The sequence below is a fragment of the Streptosporangium sp. NPDC005286 genome, assembly GCF_040607515.1.
GTDB lineage: Bacteria > Actinomycetota > Actinomycetes > Streptosporangiales > Streptosporangiaceae > Streptosporangium.
In genome coordinates, this window is the sequence record NZ_JBEXGU010000215.1 from 1 (window position 1) to 12,771 (window position 12,771).

General features: G+C 70.5%; 15 protein-coding genes. 11 read left to right on the forward strand and 4 right to left on the reverse strand.

Translation table 11 applies throughout. The features are described from left to right. Positions 1-76 precede the first annotated feature (76 nt). Positions 77-712: a TetR family transcriptional regulator gene (locus ABZU75_RS41460; protein ID WP_355567296.1), complete on the reverse strand. Its 636-nt coding sequence runs from the start codon at positions 710-712 to the stop codon at positions 77-79. 152 nt (positions 713-864) lie between these two features. On the opposite strand from ABZU75_RS41460, the gene ABZU75_RS41465 reads away from it, so the two are divergent. The 6 genes from ABZU75_RS41465 to ABZU75_RS41490 all read left to right on the forward strand — a co-directional run bounded on the left by ABZU75_RS41465 (position 865) and on the right by ABZU75_RS41490 (position 8,095). Further along, entirely contained in the window at positions 865-2,454 is a 1,590-nt protein-coding gene (locus ABZU75_RS41465) for an MFS transporter (protein WP_355567299.1), read from the forward strand. A 105-nt stretch (positions 2,455-2,559) separates the two neighbouring features. Beyond that, positions 2,560-2,811 carry a DUF3039 domain-containing protein gene (locus ABZU75_RS41470; RefSeq protein ID WP_030906465.1) on the forward strand — a complete coding sequence of 84 codons (252 nt, stop codon included), beginning with the start codon at positions 2,560-2,562 and terminating at the stop codon, positions 2,809-2,811. A 354-nt stretch (positions 2,812-3,165) separates the two neighbouring features. Then, positions 3,166-3,873, forward strand: coding sequence for a zinc metalloprotease (locus ABZU75_RS41475; protein WP_355567302.1), 708 nt, complete (start codon positions 3,166-3,168; stop codon positions 3,871-3,873). Beyond that, positions 3,851-5,239, forward strand: coding sequence for an MFS transporter (locus tag ABZU75_RS41480; RefSeq protein ID WP_355567305.1), 1,389 nt, complete (start codon positions 3,851-3,853; stop codon positions 5,237-5,239). The genes ABZU75_RS41475 and ABZU75_RS41480 overlap by 23 nt, the downstream gene beginning before the upstream one ends. A 98-nt stretch (positions 5,240-5,337) precedes the next feature. Further along, on the forward strand, positions 5,338-6,183 hold the full coding sequence (locus tag ABZU75_RS41485) for a hypothetical protein (RefSeq protein ID WP_355567308.1): 846 nt from the start codon (positions 5,338-5,340) through the stop codon (positions 6,181-6,183). Positions 6,184-6,343: 160 nt separating this feature from the next. Beyond that, entirely contained in the window at positions 6,344-8,095 is a 1,752-nt protein-coding gene (locus ABZU75_RS41490) for a DEAD/DEAH box helicase (protein WP_350924781.1), read from the forward strand. A gap of 45 nt (positions 8,096-8,140) precedes the next feature. Here the strand turns inward: ABZU75_RS41490 and ABZU75_RS41495 are convergent, their stop codons facing one another. From ABZU75_RS41495 to ABZU75_RS41505, 3 genes are all read right to left on the reverse strand, one after another. Further along, complete coding sequence (locus ABZU75_RS41495) at positions 8,141-8,734, reverse strand: hypothetical protein (protein ID WP_355567312.1); 594 nt, start codon at positions 8,732-8,734, stop codon at positions 8,141-8,143. Between the two features lie 187 nt (positions 8,735-8,921). Continuing rightward, the gene (locus ABZU75_RS41500) at positions 8,922-9,497 is read right to left on the reverse strand and encodes a nicotinamidase (RefSeq protein WP_355567315.1); all 576 of its coding nucleotides are present in this window, start codon (positions 9,495-9,497) and stop codon (positions 8,922-8,924) included. 4 nt (positions 9,498-9,501) lie between these two features. Further along, the gene (locus tag ABZU75_RS41505; protein ID WP_355567318.1) at positions 9,502-10,791 is read right to left on the reverse strand and encodes a nicotinate phosphoribosyltransferase; all 1,290 of its coding nucleotides are present in this window, start codon (positions 10,789-10,791) and stop codon (positions 9,502-9,504) included. A gap of 40 nt (positions 10,792-10,831) precedes the next feature. Between ABZU75_RS41505 and clpS the strand changes: the two genes are divergently transcribed. The 5 genes from clpS to ABZU75_RS41530 all read left to right on the forward strand — a co-directional run bounded on the left by clpS (position 10,832) and on the right by ABZU75_RS41530 (position 12,750). Beyond that, positions 10,832-11,119 carry an ATP-dependent Clp protease adapter ClpS gene (gene clpS, locus ABZU75_RS41510; RefSeq protein ID WP_030906445.1) on the forward strand — a complete coding sequence of 96 codons (288 nt, stop codon included), beginning with the start codon at positions 10,832-10,834 and terminating at the stop codon, positions 11,117-11,119. Positions 11,120-11,238: 119 nt separating this feature from the next. Further along, positions 11,239-11,763 carry a DUF2017 domain-containing protein gene (locus ABZU75_RS41515; RefSeq protein WP_350966110.1) on the forward strand — a complete coding sequence of 175 codons (525 nt, stop codon included), beginning with the start codon at positions 11,239-11,241 and terminating at the stop codon, positions 11,761-11,763. Positions 11,764-11,772: 9 nt separating this feature from the next. Continuing rightward, the gene (locus ABZU75_RS41520; protein ID WP_343975506.1) at positions 11,773-12,189 is read left to right on the forward strand and encodes a M67 family metallopeptidase; all 417 of its coding nucleotides are present in this window, start codon (positions 11,773-11,775) and stop codon (positions 12,187-12,189) included. Positions 12,190-12,226: 37 nt separating this feature from the next. Continuing rightward, positions 12,227-12,382 carry a hypothetical protein gene (locus ABZU75_RS41525; RefSeq protein ID WP_350924791.1) on the forward strand — a complete coding sequence of 52 codons (156 nt, stop codon included), beginning with the start codon at positions 12,227-12,229 and terminating at the stop codon, positions 12,380-12,382. A gap of 89 nt (positions 12,383-12,471) precedes the next feature. Beyond that, entirely contained in the window at positions 12,472-12,750 is a 279-nt protein-coding gene (locus ABZU75_RS41530; protein ID WP_030906436.1) for a MoaD/ThiS family protein, read from the forward strand. Positions 12,751-12,771 lie beyond the last annotated feature (21 nt).

Consider the following 12,771-nt stretch of genomic DNA (forward strand, 5'->3'; position numbering starts at 1 on the left):
GCGGCTTTCCCCTCCCCTGCGGGGGCGCCCCCCCCCCCCCCCCACCGCAGTAGGCAAAAGATCCGCAGGACAGGACCTAGACCGGGTGCCCGGGGCGGTCCCAGCCGGGGCGCAGGGAGCGTTCGGCCAGGGCGAGGGTCGACTCCAGGCGGACGGCGAGGGCCTTGACGTCGTTGATGTCGGCGGGCTCGCAGAGCTCGAAGCCGACCCGGGCGACGGCGGTGAAGAGCGCCACCACGAAGTGGGGCAGGAGGTCGTCGGGGTCGGTGCCCTGGCGCCTGCTGATCTCGGCGATCAGCCGCCGCTCGTTCTCCACCAGCCGGCGCACGCTTCCCGCGAAGAGGGCGGGGGTGCTGTCGATCACTTCGCGGGCCCTGAGGAACCTGGCGGTGTCGTCGAGATCCCCCTCCTGGAGCATGGTGACCATCGCGCGCACGGCGTGTGAGAGCGCGGTGAACGGCGCCTCGTCAGCCGGGCGGGTGGCCAGCTCGGCGAGCATGGTCTCCTGCCCGTCGGCGGCCAGGGACAGGGCGACGTCCTCCTTGGTGGCGAAGTAGCGGAAGAACGTGCGCGGAGAGACGTCCACGGCCGCGGCGATCTGGTCGACGGTCGTCGCCTCGTACCCCTGCTCAAGGAAGAGGGAGAGGGCGGCGTCGATCAGTGCCAGCCGGGTCTTCTGCTTCTTGCGCTCGCGAAGGCCTGGCCGACGCATGCTCGTCACCACCTCGAAACGTATAGTTCACAGTCTGCCATAAGTCATGTGCTGCCTCATAATAGAATTTGTCACTTGTCAGGGACTGCCATAAATTACCTCGGGTTGACGTCCCACGCGGGGGCGGACGAAAGATCAGGGGGGACCCTTCCATGGCGCAGGCCAAGACGGTGGCCACGACACCACCATCACCGGATCCGGGCAGATCATCCAGACAGGGGCACCCGTGGCTGACGCTGCTGGCGGTCTCCCTCGGCGTGATGATGGTGATGCTCGACGGCACCGTCGTCGCCATCGCCAACCCGGTGATCGGCAAGGAGCTCAACGCCTCCCTCGCCGACCTGCAGTGGGTGACCAGCGGTTACCTGCTCGCGCTCGCCGTGTTCCTGATCACCGCCGGCAAGCTCGGCGACCTGTTCGGGCACAAGCGGATCTTCGTGATCGGCATCGCGGGCTTCGCGCTCACCTCCCTGGCCATCGGCCTGTCCGACTCCATCACCTGGCTGATCGCCTTCCGCGTCCTGCAGGGGCTCTTCGGCGCCCTGCTGCAGCCCGCGGCCCTGGCCCTGCTCCGCGCGGCCTTCCCCGCGGAGAAGCTGAACATGGCGATCGGCGTCTGGGGCGCGGTGATCGGCCTGTCCAGCGCCGCCGGTCCCATCGTCGGCGGCCTGCTGGTGGAGCACGTCAACTGGCAGTCGGTCTTCTTCATCAACGTCCCGGTCGGCATCGTCGCCCTGGCCGTCGGGTTTCTGGTGATCAAGGAGAGCAGGGCGGCCTCGCTGTCCAGGATCGACTGGCTCGGCGTGGTCCTGCTCTCCGGCGCCATGTTCTGCATGGTCTGGGCGATCATCAAGGCCCCCGAGTACGGCTGGGGCGACACCAGGACGCTCGGCTTCCTGGCCGGTGCCGTGGTGCTCGGCGCCGCGTTCGTCTACTGGCAGACCAAGGCCACCGAGCCGCTCATCCCGCTCAGCCTGTTCGGCAACGCCTCGGTCGCGATCGGCACCGTGCTGATGGTGCTGGTGGCGTTCTCGATGTTCGGCGCGATGTTCTTCCTCACCTTCTACTTCCAGGGCGTGCACGGCCTGTCACCGCTCGACTCGGGTATGCGGATGCTCCCGATGAGCGCGGGCATGATCGTCGCCTCACCACTGGCGGGCCTGGCGATCGGCAGACTCGGCCCGAAGATCACGATCTCGGCGGGCATGCTGATCACGGCCGTGGCCATGTTCCTCCTCTCCCGCCTGGGCATGGACGCGGGTTACGTCGACAGCGCGATCCCGTTCGTGCTGCTCGCCTTCGGCCTCTCCCCGGTGATGGTCGGCGCCACCGAGATCATCGTGGGTAACGCCCCGGAGGAGCTCAGCGGCGTGGCGGGCGGCGTGCAGCAGTCGGCGATGCAGGTCGGAGGCTCGATGGGCACCGCGGTGCTCGGCGCGATCGTCGCGGCCAAGGTGGCCGACGTGCTTCCCGGCTACTGGACGGCCGCCAAGCTCCCGGAACTCCCCGCCGAGCAGATGGAACTGGTCAAGCAGGGTGCCTCCTACGCCCAGGCCGGTGCGGCCCCCGGCACGCCCGAGCCGATCATGCAGGCCATCACCGGCGTCGTGCACTCGTCCTTCCTGGACGGCATGCACCTCGGCTTCACGGTCAGCACCGGGGTGGCCGTCCTCGCGGCGCTGCTCGCGCTCTTCGTCAGGGCGGGCCGCAAGAGCGAGGGCGCCGCGATCCACATGGGCTGAAAGCCCTCGAACACGGCTCCCACCCCAGGCCCGGCGCTCGATCGCCGGGCCTGGGGTGTCGCGCCGGTGACCGGGGCGCGGCGGTGCGGGCATAAAATCACCAGGGTGAGTACGAAGATTCTCCCTGAGAGCGACGTCCGGCCGGACCTGTCGCACGGCGACGGCGACCACGAGCGCTTCGCCCACTACGTCGAGAAGAACAAGATCATGGAGAGCGCGCTGAGCGGGACACCGGTCCGCGCGCTCTGCGGGAAGGTCTGGGTGCCCAACCGCGACCCCCAGAAGTTCCCGGTCTGCCCGGAGTGCAAGGAGATCTACTCGGGTCTGCCGAAGGGTGAAGACGGCAACAAGGAGTGAGTGTTGCTCGTGGGTGATCGCCACCGATGAGGCTACGGTCGGGATGTCGCCGGGGGGCGGCGAGCGACCAGTGGCTGGGATCTGTCGGGGGAGTCCATGTTTCGGCGTGCGATCGCCGTTCTTTCCGCATGCCTGTTGACGGTGCCCGTTCCCGGCCGAGAACCCACCGCGCTCGGATGCGCCCTCGCCTCCGGAGCGGCTCATGTCATGGTGCGGGGGGCGGTCCGCCCCGTGCCACCGGGGCGTGGGCCCGAGCCGCCCATGCCATCCCCGGTGTCATCCCCCGCGCCGTTCGTCGCGCCGCCCGCCCGCCTGCCCGTCGACGGACGGTCCCGGTCGAGATCGCTTCCGCTCGTGCTTCCGGTCACCGTGCCCACCTGGGTGCACGTCATCACCGACGGTCGCCTCGGCGCCCCCGACTTCGCCGTACGCGACCAGCTCGCCACGCTCAACGCCGCCTACTCCGGGCAGTTCGGCGGGGCGGACACCGGGATCCGGTTCAGGCTGGAGGGCATCACCCGCACCGTCAACCCGGCCTGGTTCCGCGACCCCGTCACCCACGAGCGGGCGATCAAGCGGATGCGCAGGGGCGGCCCCGAGACGCTCAACCTCTACCTCGCCCAGCTCAGCGAGCTGGTGCTCGGCTACTCCACCTACCCCTACGGATACCGGAAGGAACCGGCTCTCGACGGCGTGGTCGTCGATTGGCGCAGCCTGCCCGGCGGGGCGATGCGCAGCTTCGACCGGGGGTTCACCGGGGTCCACGAGATCGGTCACTGGCTCGGGCTGCTGCACACCTTCGAGAAGGGCTGCGAGGCCGCGGGCGACGGCGTTGCCGACACCGCGCCCGAGGGGAAGCCCACCGAGGGTTGCCCGCTGGTCAAGGACACCTGCGAGGGGGGCGGGCCCGACCCGATCCACAACTTCATGGACTACTCCGACGACCGCTGCATGTCCGGGTTCACTCCCGGCCAGGCTCTCAGGATGCAGGAGATGTGGGTCGCATACCGAGAGCCGGGGCGGACACTACCCTTGACAGGTGACAGTACCGAAGGCGCTTGACGCTCCGTACGAATCTCCCCGGCTCTTCGGCCCCCAGTACCGCACCGCCTCTCTCGGCATCCTGCTCGTCGTCACGCTGATCGGTTTCGAGGGCATGTCCGTGAGCACGGTCATGCCCGCCGTCTCCAAGGATCTCGATGCCCTGGATCTATACGGGATGAGCCTTTCGGCCTTCCTCATCTCCGGCCTGCTCGCCAACGTGGTCGCCGGTCTCTGGTCCGACCGGCGGGGACACGCCTGGCCGTTCCTGCTCGGTGTGGGACTGTTCACCGCCGGTATGGTCCTGGCCGGGGCCGCCGGGACCAAGGAACTGTTCATCGTGGCGCGGGTGGTGCAGGGCCTCGGCGGCGGCGCCGTCATCGTGGCGATCTACGTGATGATCGCGCGGGTCTACGTCCCCGAGACCAGGCCCCGGGTGTTCGCCGCGCTGTCGGCCGCCTGGGTGCTCCCCGCCCTGCTCGGACCGGCCCTCAGCGGGATCATCGCCGAGACGGCCGGCTGGCGGTGGGTCTTCTACGGCATCGTGCCGCTCGTCGTCCCCGCCCTCGTGATGCTCCTGCCCGCGCTGCGGGCCCGGCAGGATCAGGCACCCGAGCCCTCCACCGGGCCCCGGTCCAGGCCGCTGGCGATGACCCTGGCCGCCGTCGCCACGGCGGGCGGTGGCGGGGTGCTGCTGTACGGCGTGGACCACCTGCAGAGCACCCCGGTGCCCGGCGGGGTCGCCGTCGTGGCCGGGCTGGTGTTCCTCGCCGTGGGGCTGCCCAGGCTGCTGCCACCCGGGGCACTCAGGTTCGGCCGCGGCCTGCCCACCACGATCATGATGCGCGGGGTGCTCGCCTCGGCCTTCTTCGCGGTCAACTCCTTCATCCCGCTGTTCCTGACCGAGGTGCGAGGCTTCTCCGTCGCCGAGGCGGGGGTCGCGCTCACCACCGGCGCCCTGGGCTGGACGACCGGCTCCTACCTGCAGAGCCGCCGCTCATACGATCGGCCCCTGCTGGTCGGGATCGGCTCCGCGGCGATCACCGCGGGCATCCTGCTGACCCTGCTCGCGCTCGTACCCGGTATCACCGGCTGGGTCACCGTGCCCGCCTGGGTCGTCGCCGGGTTCGGCATGGGCATCGGCACCACCAGTATCAACATCACCGCGATGCGCCAGTCACCCGACGCGGAGCAGGGCGCCAACTCCGCCGCGCTCCAGGTCGTCGACACCCTGGGCGGTGCTCTCACCATCGGTTTCGCCGGCGTCCTGATCAACCTGATCGGCCACGACGACATCGCCACCGGCTACACCATGATCGTCGTCCTGATGGCCTCCCTGGGGCTCTTCGGGGTGATCGTGGCCCGGCGTATGCGGGACATCTCATGACTCATTGGTCACTCCTGTAACAGCGATCACCCATAGCCGGACCACACCGTGGGATGCATGGTAGGACGGTAGGACCGTGACCGCCGGGAGGAGGCCCCGTGCACGAACGACCTCGCCGGTCGGACCCGTTGGACGAGCCCGGTCGTGACGGGGGGCGCCGGTCCCGGCGGGCCAGAAAGGCCGCCCAGAAGGCTGTACGGAAGGCGGAAGACCAGGGGTGGCCGCCCGGCGACCCGGACCTCGACGACGAGCGCCGTCCCTGGCCGCCGCCGGAGTCCGAGCCGTCCGACAGCCGCTCCCACCTCACCTGGCCTCCCCGGATACCCGAGCCCGGCGACGACCTCCCGCCCTCGGCCCGCTGGTACGGCACGCCCATCGCCCCGCCCCAGCCCCGCCCCGGGCGCCTGCGCGGCCTGCTGCTCGTACTGCTCACCCTGGTCGTCGGCGGCGGTGTCATCGCCGGCGCGGTCGTGCTGGTGCTGCGGTCGGTGCCGGACCCGCCGCCGGGGCGGGTGACCGATCCGGTCGCGGGGGTCGGCTACCGGCTGCCGGAGGGCTGGCTCGCGGGCACGGTGCCGCCCGTCACGGGGTTCACCTCGGTCGCGGGCGACGGGGTCAACACGACGGTGATGGTCAGGCCGGCGGAGCCCGCGGCCGACGTGCGCGCCGCCGCGGCCGAGCTCAGCGACCTGTACGGGCGGCTCCTGCTCCACGGCGACAAGGTGAAGGTCGTGGACGACACGGAGATCGCCGTGGGTGCGCGCACCGGGCACGCCCGTTCGCTGCGCGCCGAGTACCTGGACATCGTGAACCGGCCGGCCTACCTTCGCGTGGTCTTCCTCACAGGTGGCGGCGGGCGCCCGGTGGTCGTGGTCGGGATGGCCCAGCCGGACGATCCCGTGTCGCGGGCCGAGATCGATACGGTGATCGCGGGTCTGGGCTGACGTCCGGCCTCCGTGAGCCGCGGCGTGCCCCGTCGATCGGTGGCGACGCGGCGGGCGAAGGATCCGGGGGACGGAACACCTAGCACGTGGAGGCGACCTTGGCGAGGATCTCGGCCGATCGGCACGTCTTGTCGGCGACGCAGATTACTCTGGTGACACTGTGAGCACTTTCGCCGCATCCCACCTCTCGCCTTCATATCCGGACCGTGCCGCCTGGGGCACCGCGCCGAAGCTTCGCGCGTGGCAGCAGGAGGCCTTTGACCTGTACTCCAGCCGTGAGCCGCGCGACTTCCTCGCGGTCGCCACGCCGGGTGCGGGCAAGACGACCTTCGCGCTCCGCATCGCCAGCGACCTGCTGTCCAGAGGGATGATCCGGGCTGTGACCATCGTCACACCGACGGAGCATCTCAAGCAGCAGTGGGCGGACGCCGCGGGCAGGGTCGGCATCGCGATCGACCCCGAGTTCAAGAACAGCCAGGGCGCGACCTCCCGCGACTACGTCGGGGTGGCCATCACCTACGCCCAGGTGTCGATGCATCCGGCACTGCACCGCGCACGCACCGAGGCGCGCAAGACGCTCGTGATCTTCGACGAGATCCACCACGCGGGCGACGCGAAGTCCTGGGGCGACGGCGTACGGGAGGCGTTCGAGCCCGCCGCCCGGCGCCTCGCCCTGACCGGCACCCCCTTCAGGTCCGACATCAACCCGATCCCCTTCGTCACCTACGCCGAAGACGGCGACGGGGTCAGGCGCAGTGTCTCCGACTACTCCTACGGTTACGGTCCCGCGCTCGCCGACGGTGTCGTCCGCCCGGTCATCTTCCTCGCCTACGCCGGTGAGATGCGCTGGCGGACCCGTGCCGGCGACGAGATCGCCGCGACCCTCGGCACCCCGCTCACCAAGGACCAGCTCGGCCAGGCGTGGCGGGCCGCGCTCGACCCGAAGGGCGAGTGGATCCGCCAGGTCCTCCGGGCGGCCGACCGGCGGCTGACCGAGGTGCGCAGGGGCGTGCCCGACGCCGGTGCCCTGGTCATCGCCACCGACCACGAGACCGCCCGCGCCTACGCCCGCCACATCAGGACCATCACCGGCGAGGGCGCCACGGTCGTGCTCTCCGACGACCCGGCGGCCTCCAAGAAGATCAAGGAGTTCTCCGCCTCCGAGCAGCGCTGGCTGGTCGCGGTCCGGATGGTCTCCGAGGGCGTCGACATCCCGCGCCTGGCCGTCGGCGTCTACGCCACGAGCATCTCGACCCCGCTCTTCTTCGCGCAGGCGGTCGGCCGCTTCGTCCGCGCCCGCAAGAGAGGCGAGACCGCGTCCGTCTTCGTGCCCTCGGTGCCGACCCTGATGGGGCTGGCGGCGGAGCTGGAGGCCGAGCGCGACCACGTGCTCGACCGCAAGCCCCCGGAGGAGGGGCTGGACGACTTCTTGTTGGAGGACGCCCAGCGCAAAAAGGACAATCCCGATGTCCTGGGTGACGAGCTGCCGTTCGAGACCCTGGAGGCGGTCGCCACCTTCGACCGGGTGCTCTTCGACGGCGGCGAGTTCGGCAGCGCCGCGGAGACCGGTTCCCCCGAGGAGGAGGACTTCCTCGGCCTGCCGGGTCTGCTGGAGCCCGACCAGGTCCGCACCCTGCTGAGCAAGCGCCAGTCCGATCAGCTGAAGGCCAGGCGGAACAGGCCCGAGCCCAAGGAGCCGCAGCTCGCCCCGCACGAGCTGATCGCCAACCTCCGCAAGGAGCTCAACGGCCTCGTCGGTGCCTGGAACCATCGCACCGGCCAGCCGCACGGTGTCATCCACGCCGAGCTCCGCAGGTCCTGTGGCGGCCCCGCCATCGCGCAGGCCTCCGCGGAGCAGATCCAGGAGCGGATCGACAAGATCCGCCACTGGGCCACCCAGCGCTCCCACTGACCCGGCCACCGGGTCGCACCGGCGTTCGCGCCGGGCGCGGCCCGGTCAGCCGAGGGCGATCGGCCTGCCGGTCCGGCCGTCGATCGCCCGGAACCCGCCCTCGCCGCGCACCGGTTGCGCGAGCGGCACCTGCAGGGAGGCCACGCCGCCGGTGACGCTCACCGGCCGCGTCGTGGCGCCCGAGGTGCGGCTCTCCGCCTCGCCGTCGCGCATCCAGACCCTGATCGTGCGGTTCCGGTGGCGCAGGACCACGGTCGCGGTGTCGCACTCGTCGGCCCTGGCCGTCCAGAAGAGCGTCACGCCCCGCAGCGAGCCCTGGCGGCGGGCCAGCCGCACTCGCTCGGGAGCGGGCATCCTGCCGGGGCAGGAGGCGCTCCGCGCGTCCCGAGCGCCCTGCTGAGCCGCCTGCGGTGCCGGTGCCGGTGCCGGGGCCGGAGCCGGTATCCGGGCCGCCGAGGGCAGGGGTGCGGCGATGAGGGTCCGCGGGGGGATCTGGACCGTGGTGGTGGTCCAGATCGTGGCCACCTCCAGTGAGACCAGCGCCAGCACGCTCGTCAGCCGCACCAGCGTCCCGCCGCGAAAAAGGTTCCACAGGCACAGCGGGGTCAGCACCAGCCAGGAGACACCGAGCACGAACATATGAGGTCACCACCGGTAGTAAGAGGTCTCAGCTCTCCGTGATACTCCTGTCGCGGCGGGTGGTGGTCGGATTTACCCACCCATGCCGATCCGGTAGTCGTTCGAATGCCCGGAGTGGGCACTCCTGACGGCCTTCCCCCGCCGGGCTCCGGACAGGACGGGGAACCGTGCCAAGGGGGTACGACCGTCAGGCCGGGCGGACCACCGGGGTGCCGGTGAGACGGGTTCCGGCGGAGCCGAGCTCGGCGAGGGCGGCCTCGGTGGTCGGGGCGGCCACCCCCGCGGTGAGATCCAGCAGCACCCGGACGGAGAGGCCGTGCGCGAGCGCGTCCAGGGCGGTGGCTCGCACGCAGTGGTCGGTGGCGATGCCGACGACGTCCACCGTGTCCACGCCGCGCTCGCCGAGCCAGTCGGCCAGGCTCGTACCGTCGGGGGCGACGCCCTCGAAGCCGCTGTAGGCGGCGGCGTGGGCCCCCTTGCTGAACACCTCCTCCACCCGTCCGGTGTCGAAGGCGGGATGGAAGTCCGAACCGGCCGTCCCGACGACGCAGTGGACGGGCCAGGAGTTCACGTAGTCGGGTTCGGCGGCGAAGTGGGAGCCGGGGTCCACATGGTGGTCGCGGGTGGCCACGACGTGGTCGTAGCCGTGCGAGGCGGTGTACCGGGAGATGGCGGCGGCCACCTCGGCGCCGCCGCCGACCGGAAGGCTGCCGCCCTCGCAGAAGTCGTTCTGGACATCGACGATGATCAGTGCGGTTGGCATGCGGTCAGTCAAACACGGTGGGCAGCGCGGCGTAGCCCCGGGAGAGCTGGTGGGCGTTGGCCGGCAGCTCGGCGAGGGCCTCTCGGTGCCGCGCGCGGGCCGCGTCCAGCTTCTCGCGGCCGACCATCTCGCCCTTCCTGACCAGCGGGACCTGCAGCGGACGGGCGTCCGCGGGAAGGTCGGCGGAGACGGTGACCAGCTCGGCGACCGCCGTGCCCGCCGGGTCGAGCCTGCGGAAGGCGTTCTTGCGGCCACCCCTGCTGGGCTTGCCCACCGACCTCTTGGCCACCGGCCGCATGATCCCGTCGGCGCCGGCGCGGGCGACGAGCTTGTAGACCAGGGCGGCGGTGGGCGAGCCTGAGCCGGTGACCAGCGACGTGCCGACGCCGTAGCCGTCCACGGGCGCGGCCGACAGCGCCGCGATGGCGTACTCGTCGAGGTCGCTGGTGACGATGATCCGGGTCTGCTGCGCGCCGAGCGCGTCGAGCTGCTCGCGGACCTCGTGGGCCACCTGGACGAGGTCGCCGGAATCGAGGCGGACGGCGCCGAGGGAGGGGCCGGCCAGTTCCACCGCGGTCCGTACGGCCTGGGCCACGTCGTAGGTGTCGACCAGCAGCGTGGTGCCGGTGCCGAGGGAGGTGATCTGGGCCTGGAAAGCCTGCTCCTCGGAGTCGTGGAGCAGGGTGAACGCGTGGGCCGCGGTCCCGGCCGTCGGCACGCCGTACGCGCGGCCCGCCATGAGGTTGGAGGTGGAGGAGAACCCGCAGAGGTAGGCGGCCCGCGCGGCGGCCACGGCCGCCGCCTCGTGGGTACGTCGCGAGCCCATCTCGATGATCGGCCTGGTCCCGGCGGCGCCGACCATGCGAGCGGCGGCGGCGGCGATCGCGCAGTCGTGGTTGAGCACCGACAGGATCACGGTCTCCAGCAGCACCGCCTCGGCGAACGTGCCCTCCACCGTCATGATCGGGGAACCGGGGAAGTAGCACTCGCCCTCGGCGTAGCCGTCCACGTCCCCCGAGAACCGGTATCCGGCGAGGAAGGCCAGGGTGGGCTCGTCGACAACCTGGTTGTCTTCGAGGAACGCCAGCGACTCCTCGTCGAAGCGGAAGGACTCCAGCGCCTCCAGCACCCGGCCGGTACCCGCGACGACCCCGTAGCGCCGCCCACCGGGCAGCTGCCGCGCGAACACCTCGAAGACCGTCCGCCTGGAGGCGGCGCCGCTTCTCAGCGCCGCCTCCAGCATCGTCAGCTCATAGTGATCGGTAAGCAACGCGGTGCTCATGCTCTCTGTCACGAGTCGAAGACTAATCCCGGGGTAGGGCAGACTGGTGAATGTGGGTAGCACCGCTCCAACAGAGGTCGAGCGTCCGTCAATCGACGTAAGACCCGATCTGCCATGGTTGACAATCGTCTGGAACGACCCGGTCAACCTGATGTCCTATGTGACGTACGTCTTCCGGACCGTCTTCGGGTACTCCAAGGAGAAGGCGGAGAAGTTGATGCTCGACGTGCATCACAAGGGCAAGGCGGTGGTCTCCAGCGGCACCCGTGAGGAGATGGAGCGCGACGCGCAGATCATGCACTCCTACGGGCTGTGGGCCACGGTCCAGCGGGATTCGTGAGCGGGCGGGCGGTCCGGTGCCGCCCGTCGCGGTCCGTCGTCGTGCGGCGGCGGGCGGCGGGTCGATCCCAGACGACGGGCGGGTCTCTGGCGGAGCCCGCGAGGAATGGTGGGCGAGAGATGAGTTCGGGGTTCAAGCCGGGGCGCGAGGGCGGTGTGATCACGGGTTTCGACGCCGCCGAGGTGTCGATCCTGCGCTCGCTGGTCACCCAGACCCTGGGCCTGATAGAGCCGGGGGAGACCGGCGACGATCCGCTGGAGAGGGCGCTCGGCATCGGCGCGTCCGAACAGTCCAACGATCCGGTGCTGGCCAGGCTGTTCCCCTCGGCGTACGAGGACGGCGAGGCGGCCGCGGAGTTTCGCCGGTACACCGAGGCGACACTGCGCGAGGGCAAGCGGGCCGACGCCAAGGCGATGCTCGACAGCGCCGAGCCCGGCCGGGTCGAGCTGACCAGGGAGCAGGCGGAGGCGTGGATGCGCGCGCTGAACGACGTGCGGCTCACGCTCGGCACCCGGCTGGAGGTGACCGAGGAGGTGCACGACGAGATCGCCGACATGTCGGAGCACGACCCCCGTTATCCGGTGTACGTCATCTACGACTGGCTGACCTACCTCCAGGACACCCTGGTCCGAGCCCTTTGGTAGCTTTCAGGCATGCTCACGATCTCTCGGGAACTGGTTGACAAGATCATCGCGCACGCTCGGGCGGACCACCCCGACGAGGCCTGCGGTGTGATCGCCGGGCCCGTCGGTTCCGACTCTCCCGAACGGTTCATCGCCATGGAGAACGCCGAGCGGTCGCCGACGTTCTACCGGTTCGACTCGCTGGAGCAGCTGCGCGTCTGGCGGGAGATGGACGACCGCGACGAGGAGCCGGTGGTGATCTACCACTCCCACACCGCCACCGAGGCATACCCCTCCCGCACCGACATCTCCTACGCCGCCGAGCCGGGAGCCCACTACGTGCTGGTCTCCACCCGAGAGGAACTGGGTGCGGAGGCCGAGTTCCGCTCGTACCGGATCGTCGACGGTGTCGTGAGCGAGGAGAAGGTGACGATCACCTCCGGGTGACCGTCCCGGGTGTACGGCCGTGTGGTGGATTGTCCCTTTGGGTAAGCTGGTGGGCATGCTGACCGCCGCCCCGAGCCAGGAGGACGTCGTGCGCTCGCGTCCCGGCCCCCGGGCACGGCACGCGGGCATCGCGCCCGTGCAGAACTTCCTGTTCGCGCACACGCCTTTCGTGGTCGTCTACGACTGTCGCTGACCGGCTTTTCTGGAATCCCCCGGTGCTCGCCGGTGTTCCGAAACCGGTGGGCTATTACTCCCATGACGACACAAGGAGATTGACCCGCGATGGCCATTGAGGTTCGCATCCCGACCATCCTGCGCACCTACACCGACGGTGCCAAGGCCGTCGACGCCAAGGGCGCCACGCTCGAGGAGCTGATCGGCGACCTGGAGGCCCGGCACCCCGGGTTGAAGGAGCGCCTGGTCGACAAGGGCGCGCTGCGCCGCTTCGTGAACGTCTACCTGAACGACGAGGACGTCCGATTCCTGGGCGGGCTGGAGACCCCGGTCGCCGACGGCGACACGGTCACCGTCCTGCCCGCCGTGGCCGGCGGCTCCCGCTAGTGCGCGGCGCCGCCCGCCTCG

Bases quoted from the DNA above. Each gene is read 5' to 3' on its own strand.
- ABZU75_RS41460 (WP_355567296.1), bottom strand. From the start codon at position 712: ATGCGTCGGCCAGGCCTTCGCGAGCGCAAGAAGCAGAAGACCCGGCTG.
- ABZU75_RS41465 (WP_355567299.1), top strand. From the start codon at position 865: ATGGCGCAGGCCAAGACGGTGGCCACGACACCACCATCACCGGATCCG.
- ABZU75_RS41495 (WP_355567312.1), bottom strand. From the start codon at position 8,734: ATGTTCGTGCTCGGTGTCTCCTGGCTGGTGCTGACCCCGCTGTGCCTG.
- ABZU75_RS41500 (WP_355567315.1), bottom strand. From the start codon at position 9,497: ATGCCAACCGCACTGATCATCGTCGATGTCCAGAACGACTTCTGCGAG.
- ABZU75_RS41515 (WP_350966110.1), top strand. From the start codon at position 11,239: ATGAGTTCGGGGTTCAAGCCGGGGCGCGAGGGCGGTGTGATCACGGGT.
- ABZU75_RS41520 (WP_343975506.1), top strand. From the start codon at position 11,773: ATGCTCACGATCTCTCGGGAACTGGTTGACAAGATCATCGCGCACGCT.
- ABZU75_RS41530 (WP_030906436.1), top strand. From the start codon at position 12,472: ATGGCCATTGAGGTTCGCATCCCGACCATCCTGCGCACCTACACCGAC.